Annotated in this window: 26 protein-coding genes and 1 other RNA gene; 12 read left to right on the top strand and 15 right to left on the bottom strand. The window is 50.6% G+C overall.

The window, feature by feature from the left end:
- Positions 1-7: 7 nt before the first annotated feature.
- The 5 genes from HMPREF0326_RS10230 to HMPREF0326_RS10215 all read left to right on the top strand — a co-directional run bounded on the left by HMPREF0326_RS10230 (position 8) and on the right by HMPREF0326_RS10215 (position 4,432).
- Positions 8-1,603 carry a DNA repair protein RecN gene (locus tag HMPREF0326_RS10230; protein ID WP_008684011.1) on the top strand — a complete coding sequence of 532 codons (1,596 nt, stop codon included), beginning with the start codon at positions 8-10 and terminating at the stop codon, positions 1,601-1,603.
- A gap of 367 nt (positions 1,604-1,970) precedes the next feature.
- The gene (locus HMPREF0326_RS10225; RefSeq protein ID WP_020990507.1) at positions 1,971-2,510 is read left to right on the top strand and encodes a hypothetical protein; all 540 of its coding nucleotides are present in this window, start codon (positions 1,971-1,973) and stop codon (positions 2,508-2,510) included.
- A gap of 49 nt (positions 2,511-2,559) precedes the next feature.
- Positions 2,560-2,938: a transfer-messenger RNA gene (gene ssrA, locus HMPREF0326_RS16160) on the top strand.
- 104 nt (positions 2,939-3,042) lie between these two features.
- Positions 3,043-3,399, top strand: a complete 357-nt coding sequence (locus tag HMPREF0326_RS10220) for an Arm DNA-binding domain-containing protein (RefSeq protein ID WP_008684013.1) — start codon at positions 3,043-3,045, stop codon at positions 3,397-3,399.
- A gap of 70 nt (positions 3,400-3,469) precedes the next feature.
- Positions 3,470-4,432: a tyrosine-type recombinase/integrase gene (locus HMPREF0326_RS10215; RefSeq protein WP_020990505.1), complete on the top strand. Its 963-nt coding sequence runs from the start codon at positions 3,470-3,472 to the stop codon at positions 4,430-4,432.
- A 13-nt stretch (positions 4,433-4,445) separates the two neighbouring features.
- On the opposite strand, the gene HMPREF0326_RS16835 is transcribed toward HMPREF0326_RS10215, so the two are convergent.
- Positions 4,446-4,688, bottom strand: a complete 243-nt coding sequence (locus HMPREF0326_RS16835) for a hypothetical protein (RefSeq protein ID WP_147568414.1) — start codon at positions 4,686-4,688, stop codon at positions 4,446-4,448.
- A gap of 344 nt (positions 4,689-5,032) precedes the next feature.
- Here HMPREF0326_RS16835 and HMPREF0326_RS16155 point away from each other — a divergent pair.
- A protein-coding gene (locus tag HMPREF0326_RS16155) for an IS5 family transposase (protein ID WP_147568413.1) occupies positions 5,033-5,787 on the top strand; the annotation gives its coding sequence in 2 pieces (ribosomal slippage) (positions 5,033-5,357 and positions 5,357-5,787; 756 coding nt in all).
- On the opposite strand, the gene HMPREF0326_RS16830 is transcribed toward HMPREF0326_RS16155, so the two are convergent.
- The gene (locus HMPREF0326_RS16830; RefSeq protein WP_008684017.1) at positions 5,754-6,815 is read right to left on the bottom strand and encodes a hypothetical protein; all 1,062 of its coding nucleotides are present in this window, start codon (positions 6,813-6,815) and stop codon (positions 5,754-5,756) included. The genes HMPREF0326_RS16155 and HMPREF0326_RS16830 overlap by 34 nt on opposite strands.
- Before the next feature lie 72 nt (positions 6,816-6,887).
- On the opposite strand from HMPREF0326_RS16830, the gene HMPREF0326_RS10205 reads away from it, so the two are divergent.
- Positions 6,888-7,619 (top strand): hypothetical protein, encoded by a 732-nt coding sequence (locus tag HMPREF0326_RS10205; protein ID WP_147568412.1) that lies wholly within the window; start codon positions 6,888-6,890, stop codon positions 7,617-7,619.
- Between the two features lie 49 nt (positions 7,620-7,668).
- On the opposite strand, the gene tnpA (HMPREF0326_RS10200) is transcribed toward HMPREF0326_RS10205, so the two are convergent.
- Positions 7,669-8,124 carry an IS200/IS605 family transposase gene (gene tnpA / locus HMPREF0326_RS10200; protein ID WP_008686514.1) on the bottom strand — a complete coding sequence of 152 codons (456 nt, stop codon included), beginning with the start codon at positions 8,122-8,124 and terminating at the stop codon, positions 7,669-7,671.
- Between the two features lie 322 nt (positions 8,125-8,446).
- On the opposite strand from tnpA (HMPREF0326_RS10200), the gene tnpA (HMPREF0326_RS10195) reads away from it, so the two are divergent.
- On the top strand, positions 8,447-8,899 hold the full coding sequence (gene tnpA, locus HMPREF0326_RS10195; RefSeq protein ID WP_020990503.1) for an IS200/IS605 family transposase: 453 nt from the start codon (positions 8,447-8,449) through the stop codon (positions 8,897-8,899).
- A 70-nt stretch (positions 8,900-8,969) separates the two neighbouring features.
- Here the strand turns inward: tnpA (HMPREF0326_RS10195) and HMPREF0326_RS10190 are convergent, their stop codons facing one another.
- From HMPREF0326_RS10190 to HMPREF0326_RS10155, 9 genes are all read right to left on the bottom strand, one after another.
- Positions 8,970-9,383: a hypothetical protein gene (locus tag HMPREF0326_RS10190; protein ID WP_020990502.1), complete on the bottom strand. Its 414-nt coding sequence runs from the start codon at positions 9,381-9,383 to the stop codon at positions 8,970-8,972.
- A 149-nt stretch (positions 9,384-9,532) separates the two neighbouring features.
- Entirely contained in the window at positions 9,533-10,831 is a 1,299-nt protein-coding gene (gene mobV, locus HMPREF0326_RS15575) for a MobV family relaxase (RefSeq protein ID WP_008684024.1), read from the bottom strand.
- 2 nt (positions 10,832-10,833) lie between these two features.
- Positions 10,834-11,502 carry a DUF6475 domain-containing protein gene (locus tag HMPREF0326_RS10180; RefSeq protein ID WP_008684025.1) on the bottom strand — a complete coding sequence of 223 codons (669 nt, stop codon included), beginning with the start codon at positions 11,500-11,502 and terminating at the stop codon, positions 10,834-10,836.
- Entirely contained in the window at positions 11,489-11,998 is a 510-nt protein-coding gene (locus HMPREF0326_RS15570; RefSeq protein ID WP_008684027.1) for a hypothetical protein, read from the bottom strand. The genes HMPREF0326_RS10180 and HMPREF0326_RS15570 overlap by 14 nt, the downstream gene beginning before the upstream one ends.
- A 112-nt stretch (positions 11,999-12,110) precedes the next feature.
- Positions 12,111-12,563 carry a hypothetical protein gene (locus HMPREF0326_RS10170; RefSeq protein ID WP_008684029.1) on the bottom strand — a complete coding sequence of 151 codons (453 nt, stop codon included), beginning with the start codon at positions 12,561-12,563 and terminating at the stop codon, positions 12,111-12,113.
- Positions 12,556-12,777 carry a helix-turn-helix transcriptional regulator gene (locus HMPREF0326_RS10165; RefSeq protein WP_008684032.1) on the bottom strand — a complete coding sequence of 74 codons (222 nt, stop codon included), beginning with the start codon at positions 12,775-12,777 and terminating at the stop codon, positions 12,556-12,558. Before HMPREF0326_RS10165 ends, HMPREF0326_RS10170 begins: the two co-directional genes overlap by 8 nt.
- Before the next feature lie 163 nt (positions 12,778-12,940).
- The gene (locus HMPREF0326_RS16825; protein ID WP_008684034.1) at positions 12,941-13,876 is read right to left on the bottom strand and encodes a hypothetical protein; all 936 of its coding nucleotides are present in this window, start codon (positions 13,874-13,876) and stop codon (positions 12,941-12,943) included.
- A 126-nt stretch (positions 13,877-14,002) separates the two neighbouring features.
- A complete protein-coding gene (locus HMPREF0326_RS10160) occupies positions 14,003-14,308 on the bottom strand; it encodes a type II toxin-antitoxin system RelE/ParE family toxin (protein ID WP_008684035.1) in 306 nt (101 codons plus the stop codon).
- On the bottom strand, positions 14,295-14,540 hold the full coding sequence (locus tag HMPREF0326_RS10155) for a CopG family ribbon-helix-helix protein (protein ID WP_008684036.1): 246 nt from the start codon (positions 14,538-14,540) through the stop codon (positions 14,295-14,297). The genes HMPREF0326_RS10160 and HMPREF0326_RS10155 overlap by 14 nt, the downstream gene beginning before the upstream one ends.
- A gap of 154 nt (positions 14,541-14,694) precedes the next feature.
- Here HMPREF0326_RS10155 and HMPREF0326_RS16820 point away from each other — a divergent pair, with 154 nt between their 5' ends.
- Positions 14,695-15,303, top strand: coding sequence for a hypothetical protein (locus HMPREF0326_RS16820; protein ID WP_020990500.1), 609 nt, complete (start codon positions 14,695-14,697; stop codon positions 15,301-15,303).
- Between the two features lie 19 nt (positions 15,304-15,322).
- Positions 15,323-15,547: a hypothetical protein gene (locus tag HMPREF0326_RS16815; protein WP_147568410.1), complete on the top strand. Its 225-nt coding sequence runs from the start codon at positions 15,323-15,325 to the stop codon at positions 15,545-15,547.
- A 304-nt stretch (positions 15,548-15,851) separates the two neighbouring features.
- On the opposite strand, the gene HMPREF0326_RS10150 is transcribed toward HMPREF0326_RS16815, so the two are convergent.
- A complete protein-coding gene (locus tag HMPREF0326_RS10150; protein WP_008684037.1) occupies positions 15,852-16,199 on the bottom strand; it encodes a hypothetical protein in 348 nt (115 codons plus the stop codon).
- 28 nt (positions 16,200-16,227) lie between these two features.
- Between HMPREF0326_RS10150 and HMPREF0326_RS16810 the strand changes: the two genes are divergently transcribed.
- A complete protein-coding gene (locus HMPREF0326_RS16810; protein ID WP_147568409.1) occupies positions 16,228-16,548 on the top strand; it encodes a hypothetical protein in 321 nt (106 codons plus the stop codon).
- A 171-nt stretch (positions 16,549-16,719) separates the two neighbouring features.
- Here the strand turns inward: HMPREF0326_RS16810 and HMPREF0326_RS10145 are convergent, their stop codons facing one another.
- Positions 16,720-16,899, bottom strand: coding sequence for a hypothetical protein (locus HMPREF0326_RS10145; RefSeq protein ID WP_009301618.1), 180 nt, complete (start codon positions 16,897-16,899; stop codon positions 16,720-16,722).
- Between the two features lie 298 nt (positions 16,900-17,197).
- Here HMPREF0326_RS10145 and HMPREF0326_RS10140 point away from each other — a divergent pair, with 298 nt between their 5' ends.
- Positions 17,198-17,638, top strand: a complete 441-nt coding sequence (locus HMPREF0326_RS10140; RefSeq protein ID WP_008684039.1) for an acyl-CoA thioesterase — start codon at positions 17,198-17,200, stop codon at positions 17,636-17,638.
- A 23-nt stretch (positions 17,639-17,661) separates the two neighbouring features.
- Here the strand turns inward: HMPREF0326_RS10140 and pdxR are convergent, their stop codons facing one another.
- On the bottom strand, positions 17,662-19,086 hold the full coding sequence (gene pdxR, locus HMPREF0326_RS10135) for a MocR-like pyridoxine biosynthesis transcription factor PdxR (protein WP_020990499.1): 1,425 nt from the start codon (positions 19,084-19,086) through the stop codon (positions 17,662-17,664).
- Between the last annotated feature and the right edge of the window lie 18 nt (positions 19,087-19,104).

Genomic DNA, 19,104 nt, shown 5'->3' with positions numbered 1-19,104 from the left:
AACAACCATGCTGGAATATCTGCGCATCCGTAATCTGGCCCTGATCGAAGATATGGAGCTGGACTTTTCGCCGGGCATGAATGTGCTTACCGGCGAAACCGGCGCGGGTAAAAGTTTTATCCTCAAGGCTCTGGGCTTTCTGCTGGGCGACAGGCTGAGCGCCGAAATGGTGCGCCCCGGCGCGCAACGGGCCCAGGTGGAGGCGCTGTTCACCCTTGGCGATCAGGATCTGGTGTTGCGGCGCGAACTGCTGGCCGAGAGCGGCCGCAGCCGCTTATACATCAACGACGCCCTGAGTTCACAGGAAAGCCTGCGTGATCTGCGCGCGCGTCTGGTGACGCACACCAGCCAGCACGGCCAGCAGCAACTTTTGCAGCCTGCCTTTCAGGCCAAACTGATGGAGAGCGCCTTTCCCCGGCCCGAGCTGCTGGAAGAGCGCGACGCCCTGCTCGGCCAACTACAGGAAGTTTCAGCCCGGCGTAAGGCCCTGTCGGCAAAGCAGGCCAGCCTGGCCGACAGGCGCGACCTGCTGGAAATGCAGCAGCAGGAGATAGATAAAGTATCGCCTGAAGAAGGCGAGGAAGAGCATCTGGAAGAATTGCGCGCCCAGGTCCGCTCGCAGGAGCATCTGCGGGAGAATTATGAGAACGCCCTGACGCTGCTGCACGGCGAGGACGGGCCGGGCCTGCTGGATATGCTTGGGCGCTTTGAACGCCTCATCCACGCCATGAGCCGGGACGACGCGGTTCTGGCCCCGGAGGCCGAGGCTGTTGCCGCTCTGCGTCAGCAACTGGTGCACCTGGGCAATCATTTGCGCCGCCCTCCTCTGCCCGATGAGGAGATGGACATGGACAAGGTGGAGGAGCGCCTCTTCGCCCTGGCCCAGCTTAAGCGCAAGCTGCGGCGCAGTCTGCCGGAAATCCTTGCCCTGCGCGGAGAAATCGAAGAGAACCTCTCTTTTCTGGACGTCTGTGCGCTGGACCTCTCGCGCCTTGCCAAAGAAGAAGCCGCGCTGGCGGAAAAACTGGCGGCCGTGGTGGAGCGTATCCGGCCTGTACGCCGGGAAGCCGCAAGCTCTTTTGCCCATAGCCTGGAAGACCAGTTACGCGATCTGGGCTTCTCCGAACAGGTGCGGGTGATTCCCGATTTTGTGCCGCAGGAACTCTGGCAGGGCGTTGCGGACGAACGGGTACGCATTCTCTGGGCCCCCAATCCGGGCCAGCCTCCACAGCCCTTGGACCGCATCGCTTCGGGCGGCGAACTGTCACGCTTTTTGCTGGCCCTCACCAGCGTGCGCCGGGACGCGGAAAGCGCCACATATATCTTTGATGAGGTGGACGCCGGTGTGGGCGGCCTGACCTTGAACAAGCTGGCGGAAAAGCTCAATGCCCTGGCCGAACAGCGCCAGATGTTGCTGATCACCCACTGGCCCCAACTGGCCGCGCGGGCGCGCAAACATTTTCAGATCAGTAAAGTGGTCCGCGAGGATGCCACCTTTACGCTTTGCTCGCCGCTTGACGGCCCGGCCCGGCATGAGGAATTGGCCCGGATGGCGGGCGGCGGCCCTCAGGGGGAAGCCCTGGCGCGCAGTTTGGAAGCCTGATTCCGCTGTTCCACTGCTTTTCTCTTTCGCTCCCTTCCTCCCACACAGCCACTGGCAAATTTTGCCGCACTGCCGGTCTTCCGTCGCTCTCGGACTGAAATCTCCTGTGGAAAAGTCGTCAAAAACGCGCCGTCGGAACCGGGAACGCATACGGCATAGCACTGCTTTTCCCATAGGCTGGGCCGCCTCTCTTAAATTTCTCTAGACTTTTAAGGGCGATGGAAAGCTCAAGCCGTGCTGGCACCTATTTTGCTTAAGTGCGGGGTAAGCACACGCAAGGGAAAAAATAGCCGTGGATGTTCGTGCAAACAGCCGGGGACATCCAAGAGCATTGTATGCCGGAGAAATCACTCCACTGGAGGAGTTCGTGAATACCGACAGTCAGAACCACCTCACCAGCATGGTCCATATGCAGTCCGGCGTTTCCGCCTCGGTTGCGGCGGCTGTGGAGTCCGATTCCGGCGATGTTGCGCCGCTGTCGCTGGGGGGCAGAGCATCCCACGCCCTGCAAAGCCTGAGCCGGGATGGCCGTGAACTTTCGCAAGCCCTGGAGGCGCATTTGGACAGCCTGCAGGAATCGTTCATGGCCCTGTTGCACGGGCAACTGGACGCCGGGAAGCTGGAGCTGGAAGAACGCCTGCATCTTTACCTCTCGCCGGAGGGCCGCCTGGTGGTTGAAGGCAGCGACAACGATGCGGAAAAAGTCTGTGAACTCATTTCCCGCAAGCCCGCCTTGCAACGCCGCTTTCAGGAACTGGCCCGGCTGGCCCTGCTCTCGCATGGCGTGGAAGTGGCCTGTCAGGCCCACACCGCCTTGCGGGAACCGGAACAGGAGGCCGACAACCCCTTGTTCAGCCGCTATCATATGTGTCTCAAGGGCCCGCTTTCGCATTTTTATGTCCGCTGAGCTTGCCAAGCGAGCGCAAGCGACTTATTCTATTCACCTACCCGAATATGGGGGCGCACTGGTTTCGACGTGGATGTAGAAGCCGGAGCGGCAGGCCGAGGCGCCGCTGGCCTCGTAAAAAAGCGGCAACACAGTAATTGCCAACAACGATTACGACTACGCTTACGCTGCCTAGTCAGCGAGGCAACTGACCGCATAGCCGGTCGCGCTGCTCGGGACCACGCCTGATAATCCCGAGCGGCGACATTTATCAGGCTGGCGGAAACCGGCGCTCGCCGGGGTTTTCCGTGAGACTGTCACCGGCGGGCTTGCCGCGTTGCGCTTGGTCAGGGGCCACCAGCGCGGCGAGATTTAATCCTGGCCTAAGCCTGTAGATGCTTCGCGTGGAGTATTCGCGGACGGGGGTTCGATTCCCCCCGCCTCCACCATTGAAAGGCCAAAACCGCTTGAAAGACAAGGGTTTTGGCCTTCTCTATTGTCCGAGCCAATCCGATGAAAACCCATTTCGTACTCAATTGACTTGAGTACGTTTTTGAGTATTTTGCTTTTAGAGATAAAAGATACTCAAATTGCATACTCAAATTTTTGGAAAAGCAGGTGGGATATGGCAAGCGAACCGAAGGAAAAGAAAAGCCGTCTTGAACTCACGGTCAAATTCATCGAAGGATTGAAACCCGCCGAGAAAGAGCAACGCTTTACCGACGCCAAAACTCCCGGCCTGACCCTTGCCGTCAAACCCGCCAGCGACCGCAAAAAGGACGGCTCCAAACTCTGGCGCTTCCGCTATCTGCTCAACGGCACGGCAAAAATGATTTCTCTCGGTGACTACCCTACCGTTTCCCTAGAAAGAAGCCAGAGAACGCGCCCACGAGGTCAGAAAAGCCATTGATAACGGCATTGACCCATCACTGGAAAGGAAGATTGAAAAGCAAACCGCCGCATTCAAGACGTTCAAGGCGGTGGCCGAAGTCTGGCTAGACGACCGCACTGAAAACAAATGGGAAGCCAGCCACGCCAAGCGCAACAAGGAACGCTTTGTCGGCAATATCTTTCCCGTCATCGGCATGAAGAACATTAACGAGCTGACCTTGAGCGATTTTGACAAGGCATTCGTTCCGCTCAAGCGCCGGGGCGCTCTTGAAACGGCGCACCGCATCTGCGCCATGTGCATCGAGATTTTGAACTACGCTGCTCGCTTCCGCTACCTTGCAGACAAGAACATCATTTTCGATTTGCAGCAGTATAAGAAAGAAGACCTTCCCCGCCCGGTCAAGGGCAAGCTGGCCACCATCACGGAACCAGACGAGATAGGCGAATTGCTGTGCAAGATTGAAGAATCGGAAGGACGGCAGACCTACCCGGTTGCTTTGGCGCTTCAGATCGCGCCCTATGTGATGCTGCGCCCCGGTGAGCTGGTCGGCGGCATGTGGGAGGAAATCAATTTTGACAAGGCTGAATGGTATATCAAGGCCGAACGTATGAAGCCCGGATTTGACCATGTGGTTCCCCTGCCCCGTCAGGCCGTAGAACTCCTAAAGCGTCTGCACGATTTCAGCGGCAACGGGAAATTCATCTTTCCATCTTCCAGCCGTGGCCGTGGCGAACACATTACCACGGCAACTCTGCTCATGGCCCTACGGCGCATGAAGTACCAGTCCGGCGATTTCACCACGCACGGATTCCGGGCAATGGCAAGCACCATCTTGAACGGCAACAAGACGCATGAGATAAAGGGCTTTGACCTGCCCCCATATGACCCGGACTTAATAGAAATTCAGCTTTCACACGCCGAGGACAATAAAATCAGAAAAGCCTATAATCGACGCGATCCTTATGCCAGGATTCAGGAACGGCGGGCTATGTTGCAGACTTATGCAGATTTACTCATTTTCCTCAAGCGGCATCGGCCAGTGGGGCTATAGAGAAAGAAAAAGATTACTTCGATTTTCTATTTTTTCTTCTTTGTTTTTTTGCCTCTTTTTTCTTAGCTTTCTCTTTTTTTGCTTTGTGGTGAATTATGCGACTCGATTCAGAAACAACTATACTTTCTCTTTTTTCACTATATGAATTGTTAGCCATTGAAAGTTTAACTTTCTGAAAATACCCTAACTCATCTCGAACTCTCTTTGCCTCTCTAAACTGTTCCTTAGTCCAGTCACTAGAGTCTATATAAGCCATATCTTCACAATAACCACCAAATCGAGTCGGGCTTCGCGGGTCAAAGGCCAATCCTACCGTTATTGAGCATTCTGGATATAAGTCCTTGCACGCAAAGCAATAAGTCATAAGAAAGGATTTTCTATCTTCTCGGTATGAGTCATGGTCTGGATATTTCAATGAGTGAGGTAGAATTAGCAAAACATAACATACATCTGAATTTGACGGCGAATTCAGAACACGAACGCGAAGTTGGGTTGCATCTTGTTCAAAAGCAGGCCAAGCCCACTCTGAAAAGCTATTTGCTAGATTCTGTCGACATTCAAGCTGACGTGTGTTAAACTTGCGCAGCACAGGAGGTTGTTGTGCAAAAACGTCATGCCTTGCGAGATGATCAATGGGAGAGGATATGCGAAGCCTTGCCAGGCAAGGATACCGATCCTGGTCGAACGAGCAAAGACAATCGCCTTTTTATTGAAGCTGTTATGTGGATTGCTAAAACAGGCGCCCCGTGGCGTGACCTCCCGCCGGAGTACGGCAAGTGGTCAAATGTCCACAAACGATTTATGCGTTGGGCTAAAAATGGCGTGTGGCAAATGATTTTTAATACTCTGGCCGTCGATGCAGACACTGAGTGGCTTATGATTGACAGCACCATAGTCCGGGCGCACCAGCATGCAGCCGGGGCTAGGGGGGGCAGCAATGCCAAGCGTTAGGGCGGTCACGAGGTGGTTTTGGAACAAAAATTCATGCAGTTTCAGACGCCTTGGGCAATCCGATGAGGTTCATTCTGACAGGCGGGGAAAAGTCAGACTTTCTTCAAGCATGCCCTCTGCTTGAAGAGCAAAGAGCCGAGGCCGTTCTTGCGGATAAAGGCTATGATGCTGGCTATATAGTCGACGCTATACAAGCAATGGGAGCCGAAGCGGTTATTCCTCCAAAGTTAAATCGTAACACGCCTCGCAATTACGATGTTTTTTTGTATAAAGAACGGAATGTTATTGAAAGAATGTTTGGCAAGATGAAGCATTTTCGTGGGATTGCCACGAGATACAGTAAAACGGCAGTTTCATTTTTGGCTTTTGTTCAGCTTGCAGCAATTTCACTTTGGCTAAAATGAATGTCGACAGAGCCTAATATTGTTCGGCTTATTCTTGACTCTGCTGCCATATATTTTAGGGGTATTATCTCTTCATCATAACATTCTGCCGAAGTATAACCCCAATTTCCTGTAAAAGCATACTGACCAATTCTTTCAATTAATGAATCCCAAAAATAAGAACTTTCAGTATAGTCTTTTATAGCCTTATATATTCCCTTACTTCTAAAATCATCATATATTCCTTCTGATATTATAAACGAATCAATATTTTCAAAACTGTCGAACCCACGAAAATTAAGACTTTCTGATATAGAATCTTCATCTATACTTGATAGATAAAATCCAACTAAATCTTCTTCCCCAGAAACAATTGCTGTTTTTGTTGTTAAAAATGTTTCCTTATCTGTCAAATAGTTTGTAAAATCACTTATTGTGTCAAATTCCCTGAATACTATATCAATACTCTCGTCATCAAAAAAATGAACAAGCCTTTTACTATTATCAGGAAAACCAATATGGAATGGCATTTTAAAATGATCATCTTCACCAACAAGATGTTGAAACAACATTAATGTTCCGCTACTATTACCACCAAATGCTCTTTTAGCATGTTCTGAAATACCACGCGTAACAACGATACGGTGAATTTTAATCTTATCTGCTGGTGGAATTTGAATAGGAAATAATTGAGTACACTTTTTATCAACAAATATTCGAGAGCTAAAATTTTTAATCCATTTTTCAGCTTGGTAGATTTGATATGCGGATTTTAGAAAGGCTTTTTTTACCCATCTGGGCCAAGCGATAGATAAATCCTTTTCAGAAGAAAATTTGACTTCACCTTTATCTGAAAAAATTAGCACATGCTCGTTAAAGACTACCAATAAATCACAAAGCTCCTTGCCTTGTCCTCTAGCCAATCCATCATCAGTGTAGACATTCGGAAATGACCACAAGCTTAGGAAAGATTTTTCGCAGAGTCTCGAAAGTATTCTTTCGGAGTCAGTAACCTGTTCTGATTTTACAATATTTCTAGTTTGCGTCATACGCCCTCGCTAACTTAATACCTTGACTTTAATAAGACGGTATGGTTTTGAAAAACAGGTGCTCAAAACACCTTGACCAGCGACGGCTCCCACCCTGTAAGTTTGTGGGTTTTCTTGTGCCCTTTTTGGGGCGCTAGCTTCCTGCATTATATCTCCGGGTGTGGGCGAAATACAATACCTGGCAACAGGGAAATAGCCCGCCGTCTCGCTGGCGGTTTTGAGCGCCCGGAGTCTTTCATTTTGAAGGCTCCAATCAAAAACTCCAGCGAGGTTTTTATGTCCGGTGCATCATTTGAAAGTACGTCTTCAAGCCCAAGCCTTCCTGATTTCACTAGCTTAGCCCAAAAGCTACAAGAAACCGCCGAAGCTCTTTTGACTATCAGCCAGAATTCAGCCAATGCCCCCGATAAACAAAAAGTTCCGTCCGAACTTGACTCTGGTGACCTCAAGCCGCCATTTGAAATCCGCTCCTACGAAATACCTGATTACATTTTGCGGGATGAGCAAAACTTGCTCACAAAGACCAACGCCCATGACCTGCACGATGCTCTCAACAAAGTTTTCGGGCATATCAATAGTGTAGTGCATTTGATGCAGCAGTATTCTGCAGAAGAGGAAATGGACGGCCTTATCGTCAATGACCTTGCCGAAGTTTTGTTAGTTCCTCTTGATTGGCTTGAACTGATTTGCAGCACGATTACGGGTTTTCGATTAGTCCATCATATGAAGACAGAAATCAAAACCACCCGCATAGCGGGTGGTTTGCTCCAGCCCTATAAGGGCTTGTTACCGGCCAGCGTCTAAAGGCGCTGGCTTTCACTTTGTTCAAGCCCAGTGCCCTTGCCGCTTTGGCTTACCCCTGGAAGGGGTTTTGGTATTCTCGGGTACTTACTCGATCTTGCAGAATATCATGCTTCTCTTGCTGCTGAATGTATTTTTTGACCGTTACCTCATTGAGTCCTACCGTACTGACGAAATATCCTTCCGCCCAGAATTTCCTATTGCCAAATTTGTACTTCAGGTTTGCATGCTTATCGAAAATCATCAATGAGCTTTTTCCTTTCAGGTACCCCATGAAACTTGATACACTGATTTTTGGAGGAATACTCACCAGCATGTGCACATGATCCGGCATGAGATGGCCCTCGATAATTTCAACACCTTTATATTTGCATAAGTCCTTAAGAATTTCTCCGATACTTTCTCGAATGTTGGCAAATATTATTTTCCGCCTGTATTTTGGAGAAAAGACAATGTGATACTTGCACAACCATTTTGTGTGGGCTAAACTTTGAACTCGAGTTCCCATATAAAAACACCTTTCCCTTAAAAATTACGATGGGCTTGAACAACTCTATCGTATGGGAAAGGTGTTTTTTGTATAACAAATTATTTCCACCCGCATAGCGGGTGGATTTCTGTTTCGCTCGCAAACGCTCGCTCAACTGGCTAAAGCCCCTTATAACAAAAGCAGCGGCCCGGAATTTCCGGGCCGCTGCTCTTATTTATGATCGAAAACTCCCCGCTAAGCGGGGAGTTCCAAAAAGGCGAAGCCTATAGCTGTCAAAAAGAAGCTCTCCTTTGCTACAAAAAAGTTGTCCTGACTTCCGTAGTAGCAAAGGAGAGCGACAATGGATGATCAAAGTTTAGAGCACACGCGTTGGAATTGCAAATATCATATCGTGTTTGCACCGAAATTCAGGTGCAAAATTATTTATGGCAAATACAAGAAAGAAATTGGCCTGATATTAAGGAGGTTGTGTGAGTATAAAAAGATTGAAATATTAGAAGCGCATGCATGTATTGATCACGTCCACATGTGCATAAAAATACCTCCCAAGTATAGCGTGGCACAAATCATGGGATACTTGAAGGGAAAAAGCGCGTTAATGATATTCGAGCAGTTTTCGAACTTGAAATATAAGTTTGGGAACCGTCATTTCTGGTGCAAAGGCTATTTTTTCAGCACGGTAGGGGTGAATGAAGCCACTCTTTTGAAGTATATTCGTGAGCAAGAGATACGAGACAAAATAGCCGATCAGCATAGTTTGTTTGAACATAAAGACCCATTTATGGGTCGCTAGGAATAGCGGCGGAAGTCAGGTCTGGCCTCCTTCAGGGGGCGGACGAGTAACAGGCCCTTATAGGGCCAAATCAAACCGCCCCTTGAAGGGGCGGTGCTGATATGTCGCTGAGAGGTGATTTTACCGTACTAGCTTCCGGCGCTGGTTGGTCTTGTGGCAGTATAGGCTTTGTCTTTTCCGGTGTGTCTTCTTTCGGTACATGCATTGTGGCGGGCGTGTCCTTTTTCCGGTCTTTCCCGCGTCGGAACTCGTTCAGATACTTCGCCAAGGTCGGCGGCTTCACCTCAATCCCCTTTTCGTGCAGTTTATCGGCAATCTCCTGCATATCGAAGCCGCGCTTTTTCATCCGTTCCAGTGTCGGGGCCAGGGCGAAAATTGCCTCTTTCACGGTCAGGCTTCGGTTGCCGTCCAGCGTGACTTTTACGGGTTTGAGTTTGGATAGCTCGGCTTTGATTTCCTTGACGCTGCTGGCGGTGATATTCATGCTGTTTGCTCCTGTATTTTGGGCGGGGCCATGCCCCGGATTTGTCTTTTTGCCTTTGGCGGTCGAGCGGCACGGTCGCCCACGTTTCACGAAGTGAAGCATAGCATAGTAAGCTATGCTTTTGACTTCCGCAAAGACGCGGTGCGGATTCATCGGCCCATGCCCATACCGCGCGGCCTCCGTTCCAATGAACGCACCTTGGCAAGCTCGCGCTCTTCCCGCTTGCGTTCAAGCTCCAAGGCTTTTTGCTGCTCAAGCTCCTTGGCTTGGCGGGTTTGTTCTTCCTGCCGTTGGCGCTCCTGCTGCTCACGTTCTTGCGCCAGCAGCCTTTGCTCGGCTGCCTTGCGCTCTGCCTCTTTTCGCTGCTCCTGCCTGTAATCAAGGTGCATTTTATCGGCCTCCGGGTTCCAGCGGAAAAACTTCTCGATTTCCTCAAGTCGGGCTGAAAGGTTATGGTTCTCGTCCATCAGCTTTGTGAGGCTTGCCCCATGCCGTTTTTGCTCTTGGGCTTTATCCACGGTCAGATTCATAACTTGGTCGTTCAATGCCGAGACGGTTTTCTTCAAGCCTTGAATTTCCGTCTCTTGCTGCTGATTTTTCGCGGTTAAAATGCTTCGGTCAGCAAGCGCTTGTTTTTGGCGCTCGATAATTTCATCCGTTGTTTCCCGCACGGCCTTGTGGTTGAACATGGAAGATTTGGGAATTTCCGACTGTGCGGATAATATCTTTTCCGCCTCCTGCGCTTGCCGCTCAATCAACTGCAATCGTTCCTGCAGCTCCGATTCCTCCCGCTGCTTCCGTTCAATCTCGGCTTTGACGTTTTCCGCCTCCCGTTCCAGATTGTGAAGCGCTTCCTGCTGCTGCTTGAACTCTCGCGTGTTCAGATGCTTTTTCGCCGCTCCCGGCTCCTGTTCAACGCCGCGCTGCAAGCTGAATCCCTTGCTTTGCAGATAGGCTGGAAACTCGGTTTGCAATTTTTTGAGACTTTCCCGCGTATAGATTTTGTTCGCGTTCAAGCGTCCATCAGGCGTAATCGGGACATGCAGAAAATGCATGTGCGGCGTTTTCTCGTCCATGTGGACTTTTGCGGAAATGACGTTTTCCGCGCCCACAAACTCCGTAAGGAACTTTTTGCTTTCCTCGAAAAAACGTTTTGTATGGTACGGCGATAGCTGTTCAAAAAAGGCGCTGTCGGATGACACAATCAGGCCGCACATATGCACGGCATCTTTCCGTACAGCCTTGACCAGCAAGAGGTCGTCGATACGATTCTGGATGGCCTCGGCATAGCTCCCTGGCGCGTGATCCTGAAGCTCATAGTTTCTAGCGCTGCGCTCATAATCAATATCCGGGTTACTGTGGCTCTCCCGTTCCCGCTCGTTGTGGCTCTGAATGCCTCGGACGGCCTCTTTCTTGAATTTATCCATATGCAGGACAAGAAACGACATGGCTATTGCTCCAGTCTAAAGGCTTCCAGCACACTGGACACGGCGCGGATTTCGCCGCGTATGTTCTCCGGGTCTTTCGTGATGGCAAGCGGGTTTTTCCCTGCTTCCAGCACGGCGCGAGCCTTATCTTGGTCGCCTATCAGTTTTGGCGGCTCGATATGTTCATGGTAGCCGTTGGCGGAATTGGATATTTCAAAAATGCCGGGAAGATGGCCGGTCAGCTTCACGCCCTGGCGGGAATACGCGGCCCACACTTTAGCAAAGTTTTTACGAAACCAGTTTTCCGACTCTTCCACTCCGCAATCAGCGCACAATTTCGGCCAGCCGCCGTAAGCCTGCACGATGACTGCCTGCGTCACCGAGTCATCAAAAACAACACTGGCATATGCGCCGTGCTTACCGATGGCGGCCAGCACCTTGCCGGCCTCCACCTCTGCCTTGTCTTCGGCGCTGCCGCCGCTGATGTGCTCCAGAAAGTCAGCCGGGGTCGGCATGGACGTATATTTTCGGGTTGCCATGATGGACAGCGCGGCTTTCTGAACTTCGCTAACGTCGCAATGTTCCAGCACTTTGAACCGCAAGGCTATGCCCTGGGCGCTCAAGCTCTGGCCGTAACACTCGGCAACACCCTGAATAAGCACGGAGAACGGCTTGAAATCAGCTTGCGTCATAGACCACCTCCGCGACAACCGGGGCGGAGTTGCCGAAAAGCATCTGTTCCGCCTCCTCACAGGCGGCTTGATTCGCTTCAACGCGCCTCTGCGCGGGAGATACCCATTTCCCCGCTTTCGACGCTGTACGAGCTTTTTCCGTCTCGTTTTCCATTTTCGCGGTGAGCTGGTCGAATTTTGCCTGCAACTTGTCCGGGCTTTGAATATTTGACCTCCAGAAGCCGTCAGAACAGGCCCACTTAATGACCTCGGCCACGAAAGCGGCCTCTTTCATGCGCTCGTCGTTGCGGAGTGCTACGGCGAAGCTCTGCGCCCACTTTTGCAGATTAGGCTCTTTGAGGGTCGGCACGTTGGCTTTGAGTGTGTCCCGCATGAGTACGGCAAGCCGGTACGGCTCCGAGTCTTCCGATAGCGGCTCCGGGGCGGGTTTTGTTTTTTGGGATTTTTTCTCTGGTGGATTTTCCGGCTGCGCGTCCGGGCCGTCAGGCTCAGACAAAGAGACTGAACGTAGTGAAGTCTCTCTTTCTTCCTGGGAAAGAGAGGAAAGGCAGGGAGAGGAAAGGAGAGGTAAGGTAAGGAAAGGGCTTGAAGCTCCCGTTAAGAGTCGTTCAAGGGTGGCTTTTAGGGTCGTTGGACGCCGTTACAACGCCGTAAACGTCTTTTGAAATACCTTTGATTCCGGCATCTTCCAGAATCTTGTAAATCTCCGGGTACGTCTTCGCCATCCGGACCAGCCGGGAAGCATTGGAGCGGTTTTCAGCGTCAGATTGCCATGCGTTATGCTCCTGCCAATCGTGAATCTGGTATGTGCCGTTCACTTTATCAAGCAGTTTTAAAGCCGTTACAACGCAGTTGAACGCCGTTACTTCGCCTTTCCAACGGGCGGCAATCTCAATATCGTCTTCATCCATGCCGGAAAGAATACCGCTCGGTCTGTTCTGCGCGGCCCACAGCCAAAGGCGCATGAGGGCGATTACGCCCTCAAGGCCAAGCTGGCGTTCAAGTTTGATGGTTTTGGGATGGTCGAAAAAGCCGACTGACAGGCGAATATCGCTATTCATGGCTGCTCTCGCTCTGCTGGCCCACGCGTTCAATGAACGCCCGGATATCTTCCGCCCGCCAGACGGTTGTACGTGGGCCGAGCTTCACCGGCTTGGGATAACGTCCCGTGCGACATCCCTCCCACCATGCGCTTTTGCTGATGGGGAAGATGGCAAGAACCTGGGGAAGACGTAGAAAACCGAAAGCAGGAATTGTGGGTTGATTCTGATACATAACAGTCTCCTTGGTAGAAATTGGGTCTACAAGGACAACTGCCTGAAAAGACTGGCGGAAAAAGTATGAAGTATGCTGTGTTGAGACTTGTTGTTGGGAGACTTCTTGACGGGCGACTTATTATTTAAGAATTACGGAGTATTAAGTCGAAAGCCTTAAGCATTTATTGTTCCGGCATCCTGCCGTTGTGCTTGAGATCGCCAGGAATTTTTTCCCATACCTCTCTAGCTGCGACACGGTGAGGTTTATCGCCGAGGCGTGTCATTGCTTCTGTAGTAAAAATATCCCAGTTGGTCTTTCCATTGCTACGGAGCAGGTTAGGCTTCCAGGTATTCCTATCGTTTTCAAATAGTTGTCTTTCTTGAAGCAGTTCTATCGCCAGTTCTTCACATACTTGGTGGGTAGCCTTAATGCGCTCAATATTTTTCCTGCTGCCGGTAGAGGGGGACGCTGTAGTCTGCTTTTGTGGTGTCTCATGTTTAGGTGATTTGATAATGGATTCTACAAGGGCAAAGGTGATTCCTTTCACTTCTTGTTTGAGTGTATAGTCAGAAAAAAATTTGATAGATAGGCGCTTATCAACGGCTACAGAATCAAATAAAAGATTGGAGATGAATCCATAATTGGTTGATTCCATGAAATGGATAACAAGAGGGCCAGATTTTCTTTGCCAGTTTTGTATCAATCTCTCTTCTTCATGCAAAGATGCAAAAAGATCTTTCTTCTCTTCTTCAAATGGAAAGTTCTCAATTCCATATGTGCATTCAATTATATAATCTATTCCCCTTTCAAGTGCATCAATTTTTGTCTTTATTCTTAGTTCGTCAAAAAAAGAATTTATGGAATGTGAGTGTATGAAATAAGTAAAATACTTTTCCGGTAGTGGGCTGGTATCCGGGAATTGGGGGATATCAATGCCATAACATTGAGCATTACTTTTCAAAGACCATAGCCAATGCTCATTATATGCTGTTTCCCATAAGACGAGAGGATAAACGTTGTCCGGCAAGAGTTCTTTATAAAGGCCGTCAACGTCTATTTGGCTTAATTCATAAGCTAGCTTGAGTTTTCCTATGGTTATCAGTTTTGGGTTCAGCATGGATAAAAGGATACTTTAATGAACAGGAAAAGCCAAGGGCGGCGCGGTTTATACACGGGACACCCTACGGGGAAGTGTCGCGCTGCATAAAGCCGTGCCGCCCTGGTTGGTTATGATGGTCTATAGTTATTGCTCTGGGAACTGACGGCTACCGTGCATGACACGCAGAATCTGCACTCTATCGGCCAGCACGCGGTAAATAAGCGCGTATGGCGTGTCTTTGACAAGCCATTCTCTGGTGTTGGGAACTCTCCCCGGCTTGCCCGCGCCCGGAAGCGTGGCGAGGTGTTCAGGCGCCTTGAAGATGCGCTTCACATAGCCCTCTACATCCTCAAAAGCCAAGCCTTCGCCAAGCAGGTAGTCGGCTATGCCGTCCATGTCTTCCGATGCGCTTTCAGTCCATTGAATTGTCAGAGGGCTACGGTGTGACATTGAAGCCCTTGGCCTTTAACCGCGCTCCCATTTCTTCATGGCTGATTACTCTGCCCGCTTCCGCATCGTCTATTCCCTTTTGCACCTCGGCGAGATACCATGCCTCACGCTCAAGGTACTGGGCGACGGCTTCCTTGATAATCCAAGCGCGGGGCCTGTCCATCTGCTCGGCCATCTTGTCGAGTTGCTCACGGATTTCCGGGTCAAACCGGACTGTCGTGACTGGCTGCATATTTACTCCTTGCGTGTTCGCATGTATTCTTATGTATGCTTTGAGCATACATATTCTTGGAAAAAACAGCAAGGCGAAAAAGACTCATTCTGGAGCCTACCCCAAAACCAGGCATCTTTACAAAGAATCTACCGCAAGATAGTTATCGACCAATATGAACAATAGAGAAAACCAAGTAAAAGTTGATTCATCAAAAGGAGGCACCCGTTCCGCTTGTGGGCAAGGTGCTTTATCTATATTGCTTGCTAATGCCTACCAAGAATACAGGCACCTAGCCATAGACAGACAAAATATTCAGCTCACCTACATAAAGACTTATATTACACTTGCAAGTGTTATAATTGGCGCTGTCTTATCAGCTGCAATATTTTTCAAAGTAGCTCAAAACGGGGCGTTATCCCATCCTCAGACACGAACAGAAATCATTTGTCTTTTGTTTGTCGGGATTTCTTTGCTCACGGCTCTAGCCGTTTTTGTATGCGGCGTCGATTTACTCAGAGGGCGAGAAAAGCGCCCTCTCCCATTTGCAAAAATTAAGCTTTCATATGTCTGGGTGAAAGAAAACAAACACCATTTTCCGTCTGAAGAACAACTCGAAGTTGAATTACTTGAGTCTTTGCTTCAACCCGTAGTAGATGGTATAGAGGATTTACTGATTATCGTGGCTCGGGTTGGAAAACGATTAAGGATTATGTCGTTGGTGTTGATCATCTCGACATTTTCTGGTTTGATCGGATTTGGTATTCGTATATTTAGCAACTAATTTTATTGGGGGGAACATTATGGCAGAGAACAATAATAACCAAGCTTCCAATCAGGCTTCGTCATCACAGCCTGCTCAACCGACACCACAGCAACCTGCACCTGCTCCTAATCCTGGAACCACACTTGCAATGGATGGTTCCCCGTTCCCCAAAGCCCCAAATCCTGGCCTTACCTTGTTCACTGAAAGCTTTAATGGAAACTTGAATACGCGGCAGCAAGGTGGCGATAAAGACAAGAAATGAACCGGAGTCATGTCTGCAATCGAACTCGATTCCGTATCACGCTACCGAACAGAGAAATTTTTTATTTGAGTATGAATTTGAGTAATTTTTAAAAATAAAAATTTTATCTCTTTTATATTCAGTAATTAAGAGATATTTTTGGTGGACCCCGCCTCCACCACCCCCTGTTTCAGCAAGACTCACGGTGTTTCAATGAAACCCGTGAGCCTTTTGTTTATGGGCTTTATCCAATTGGGCGCGCAAGCGCGCAAAAAGGCCCCCCGGCTATGTCGGGAGGCCTTTCTCTAACAAATTTAGGAGCCGCCTAAGAGGTTACCCCGATAGTCCTACTACAAACTAATTCCCAATCCACAATCGTGGAACAAGCAAGACTCAGCCTGTCCAAGGGTTTTTGGAGGTTTTGCGCAAGCAGAAAATAAGTATAATCTTCATCGTTATTGTTTTCCGCATAGCCCCGCATTAGCTCTATCATCAAATAAAATTCATTGTAGATTTCCCGCAAAGCGTGGGCGAATCTATCCGTTTCGTATTCTTCCAATAATTCCTGTTCTTCCTCAACGCTTCTTATCGGGATGTAATATTCCCGGTACTGGTCGCCGTCTCTGGGATTGCCTGGGCCGGATGGGGAGGGATGGAAAATTTGTTCAGACATAAAAGCTCCGAGATTTAGTAGTGGGCATTTGGAAATGAGTAATGCCGGGACTCAACTACGTTCTCGGAACGCTGCTCTTATTCCCCTTGCAGGTATTGTATTAGGAGCTATCGACCCGGCAATAGATGCTGTTTGGGCTACCCCAAAAAGAAACCCAGCAAGTATGCCGGGCAGAGCACACCATTTTATCAGCGGTGTGAACGCTGCCGAGAAAGTAGTGCTAAGAGGCTATGCCTTAAAAGCTAAAAAAGTCAAGTACTGGCCATTGAAGCAAAGAAGGTTGTCCTGCACAATTTCATTATCTTTTATCAAGATTCAAAGCCGGCCCGGACAAAAAGTCTCATCTTGATATGAAACCGCAACCGGAAAAGCGGTCGTACCAGAAGCCGGATCATCCGAACATGCGTCCTCCGGAACCGCGTGACTAGAAATTCCAACGAATAATGAAGAGCCCCCGGTTCCACCGGAACCGGGGGCTTGCGCAGATAAGGACGATCCTCCAGCGCTCCGGCCTTCTTGATTATTCCTTCTCATTCTTTGGGAATACGGTGGAAAAAACCTGGCATGCATCGGCTACCGCGTCTTTGGGGGACAGCTCCCGGTCCAGCGCCAGCATCAGGCAGGCTGAATGGGCCAGGGCAAGACGAGTTTCACGGTCGAAGGCAGCTACCAAGGTTTCGCATTCCGCTTCCATCAACATAAACACCCTCCTTTGAATAATATCATCAGATGGGTCTGATGGTTTCAATATAGCAAAACATAGACAGATTGCTATAGAAAAATAGTATTCCCCGGTATTTCTTTTTTGCTCTATCCAACCGGGAACCTTCTATTTATAACGGCGATTCTGCCGGATCAGGAGGTACGGAATGATCCTGTAAAAATGCCCTGATGAAAGCAGGTGACAGGACCGTTGAAGTAGTGAGGATCTTATGAAATACTGAAAGGATACGAGAGCGGCCGTTCGTTTTCGTCCCCTATGGACCAGGGAGAAAGTAATGCGCATATTTACACAAGAAATTATAGTCGAAGCTCAGGATATCGACATTCAGAAGCGTGTGAGCAATCTGTGCTATGTGCAGTGGATGCAGGATTTGGCAATACAGCACTCCACTTCCGTGGGCTGGAGCATGGAGCGCTACGAGGCCGTGGGTCAGAGCTGGGTGGTCAGGCAGCACACCATTACCTACAAGCGCCCGGCGTTTCTGCGCGAAGTCATCACGGCGGCCACCTGGGTTTCTGCATTCGCGCCACGGCAGAGCCTGCGCCGCTATCTGTTCTGGCGCGGCGCGGACAAGACGCTGCTTGCCGAGGCGGAAACCAACTGGGTCTATATCGACCTTAAAAGCGGCAGGCCGATCCGACTGCCCGACGAGCTGCGCGTAGCGTTTGAAACAGTTGAAGACAACAGCGAGGTTTTGAGGCTGTTGCGGAAATAGGGATTGCAAACGCGGTCGCGTCTCTAACGGGCGGCAAGCCCCTCCTTGAGCAACTCCACGCCCCTGTCCAGCTCTTCCTCGCTCAAGTGCGCATAGCCCAGGATAAGTTCGTGCCCGTGCGCGTCGTCCCGGCAGAGGGAATATGCCTCAACCGGCACGACCGAGACGCCGCGCTGATGAAGCCGGGCCAGAAGCTCCTTTGTAAAAACAACACCCGGAAAAGCCGCCACCAGATGCAGGCCCGCAGCCTGTCCCCTGAGCTCGAAGCGATCGCCGAAGTGCCGCGCCAGGCTTTGCAGCAGGCGCGCCCGTTTGCGCTGATACAGCTTTCGCATTTTCCAGATATGCCGTTCCAGACCGCCCCCGCTGATGAAAGCGGCCAGCGCATGTTGCGACAGGGCGTCTGTGTGCACGTCCGTGTATAGCTTTTCCCGCCTCCAGGGCTCTTGCAGAGTTTCCGGCACGATGGCGAAGCCCAGGCGCATGGCCGGTGCGAGTATTTTGCTGAATGAACCCAGATAGACCACTGTCTCAGGAGCGAGTTCATACAAAGAACTGAGGGGAGCGCCTTCATAGCGGAATTCGCTGTCGTAATCGTCCTCCACAATGCGGCATCCAAACTCTTGGGCAAAACTGATCAGGGCCTGGCGGCGTTGCACCGGCAGCACACCGCCCAAGGGATATTGGTGTGATGGCGTCACATAGGCAAAGGCGATGCGTGCCGCTTTTTGCCGACTGAATGTCTCCAGGGCGGAAGTATCCATGCCGCGCTCATCGGCCCGCAGCCCCTCCACGGCGTATCCGGCCCTGGCGACGACCTCCAGCAGTCCCGTGTGGACGGGATCTTCCACCAGCACCGTGTCGCCATCCCCGCGCAGGAGCCCGGCCACAATCCGTAAACCCTGCGTGGAGCCGGAAGTGATCATCACCCGTTCCGGCGGCACGCGGATGCCGCGCACCCTGAAAAGATAGGCCGCAATGGCTTCACGCAACTCCCATACGCCGCCGGGACTGCTGTAGCGAAAGGCGCGGCCGGGCAGACTCTCACAAATGCCCCGGTACAGTCTGCCCCACTCCTTTTGAGGAAAGTTCTCCAGGGCCGGAATGCCTGAACGGAAATTGATGCAGCCTGTTTCAATAACGTGGGCTTGCGGCCGTCTTTGCACCGGGAGGGGGACGGCGGTTCCCGGCTTCAGCATGACGGCGGCTATGCCGTGGGCAACGCGGGTTCCGGAGCCGTGGCGCGCTTCCAGATAGCCTTCGGCAAGCAACTGCTCGTATGCCTCAAGCACGGTGTGCCGCGCTATTCCCAGGTCTTTGCCCAGGGTGCGGCTGGAGGGCAGTTTTTCTTCCGCTTTCAGATCGCCGCGCAGAATCAGGGCCTTTATCTGCTCGTAAACCTGCCTGCTCAACGGCACGCCGATGCCAGTTTGCAGCTCCAGCCACATAATCAACCACCTCAAGTG

This window comes from Desulfovibrio sp. 3_1_syn3, assembly GCF_000145315.2.
Classification (GTDB): Bacteria; Desulfobacterota; Desulfovibrionia; order Desulfovibrionales; family Desulfovibrionaceae; genus Desulfovibrio; species Desulfovibrio fairfieldensis.
The sequence above is the reverse complement of the archived record's forward strand: the minus strand, read 5'-3'. Positions and strand labels throughout refer to the sequence as shown.

What these genes read in the sequence shown, in the direction of transcription:
- HMPREF0326_RS10230 (WP_008684011.1), top strand. Translation starts at nt 8, where the DNA reads ATGCTGGAATATCTGCGCATCCGTAATCTGGCCCTGATCGAAGATATG.
- HMPREF0326_RS16835 (WP_147568414.1), bottom strand. Translation starts at nt 4,688, where the DNA reads ATGGCTTATATAGACTCTAGTGACTGGACTAAGGAACAGTTTAGAGAG.
- HMPREF0326_RS16830 (WP_008684017.1), bottom strand. Translation starts at nt 6,815, where the DNA reads ATGACGCAAACTAGAAATATTGTAAAATCAGAACAGGTTACTGACTCC.
- tnpA (WP_008686514.1), bottom strand. Translation starts at nt 8,124, where the DNA reads ATGGGAACTCGAGTTCAAAGTTTAGCCCACACAAAATGGTTGTGCAAG.
- tnpA (WP_020990503.1), top strand. Translation starts at nt 8,447, where the DNA reads ATGGATGATCAAAGTTTAGAGCACACGCGTTGGAATTGCAAATATCAT.
- HMPREF0326_RS10190 (WP_020990502.1), bottom strand. Translation starts at nt 9,383, where the DNA reads ATGAATATCACCGCCAGCAGCGTCAAGGAAATCAAAGCCGAGCTATCC.
- mobV (WP_008684024.1), bottom strand. Translation starts at nt 10,831, where the DNA reads ATGTCGTTTCTTGTCCTGCATATGGATAAATTCAAGAAAGAGGCCGTC.
- HMPREF0326_RS10180 (WP_008684025.1), bottom strand. Translation starts at nt 11,502, where the DNA reads ATGACGCAAGCTGATTTCAAGCCGTTCTCCGTGCTTATTCAGGGTGTT.
- HMPREF0326_RS10170 (WP_008684029.1), bottom strand. Translation starts at nt 12,563, where the DNA reads ATGAATAGCGATATTCGCCTGTCAGTCGGCTTTTTCGACCATCCCAAA.
- HMPREF0326_RS10165 (WP_008684032.1), bottom strand. Translation starts at nt 12,777, where the DNA reads ATGTATCAGAATCAACCCACAATTCCTGCTTTCGGTTTTCTACGTCTT.
- HMPREF0326_RS16825 (WP_008684034.1), bottom strand. Translation starts at nt 13,876, where the DNA reads ATGCTGAACCCAAAACTGATAACCATAGGAAAACTCAAGCTAGCTTAT.
- HMPREF0326_RS10160 (WP_008684035.1), bottom strand. Translation starts at nt 14,308, where the DNA reads ATGTCACACCGTAGCCCTCTGACAATTCAATGGACTGAAAGCGCATCG.
- HMPREF0326_RS10155 (WP_008684036.1), bottom strand. Translation starts at nt 14,540, where the DNA reads ATGCAGCCAGTCACGACAGTCCGGTTTGACCCGGAAATCCGTGAGCAA.
- HMPREF0326_RS16820 (WP_020990500.1), top strand. Translation starts at nt 14,695, where the DNA reads ATGAACAATAGAGAAAACCAAGTAAAAGTTGATTCATCAAAAGGAGGC.
- HMPREF0326_RS16815 (WP_147568410.1), top strand. Translation starts at nt 15,323, where the DNA reads ATGGCAGAGAACAATAATAACCAAGCTTCCAATCAGGCTTCGTCATCA.
- HMPREF0326_RS10150 (WP_008684037.1), bottom strand. Translation starts at nt 16,199, where the DNA reads ATGTCTGAACAAATTTTCCATCCCTCCCCATCCGGCCCAGGCAATCCC.
- HMPREF0326_RS10145 (WP_009301618.1), bottom strand. Translation starts at nt 16,899, where the DNA reads ATGTTGATGGAAGCGGAATGCGAAACCTTGGTAGCTGCCTTCGACCGT.
- HMPREF0326_RS10140 (WP_008684039.1), top strand. Translation starts at nt 17,198, where the DNA reads ATGCGCATATTTACACAAGAAATTATAGTCGAAGCTCAGGATATCGAC.
- pdxR (WP_020990499.1), bottom strand. Translation starts at nt 19,086, where the DNA reads ATGTGGCTGGAGCTGCAAACTGGCATCGGCGTGCCGTTGAGCAGGCAG.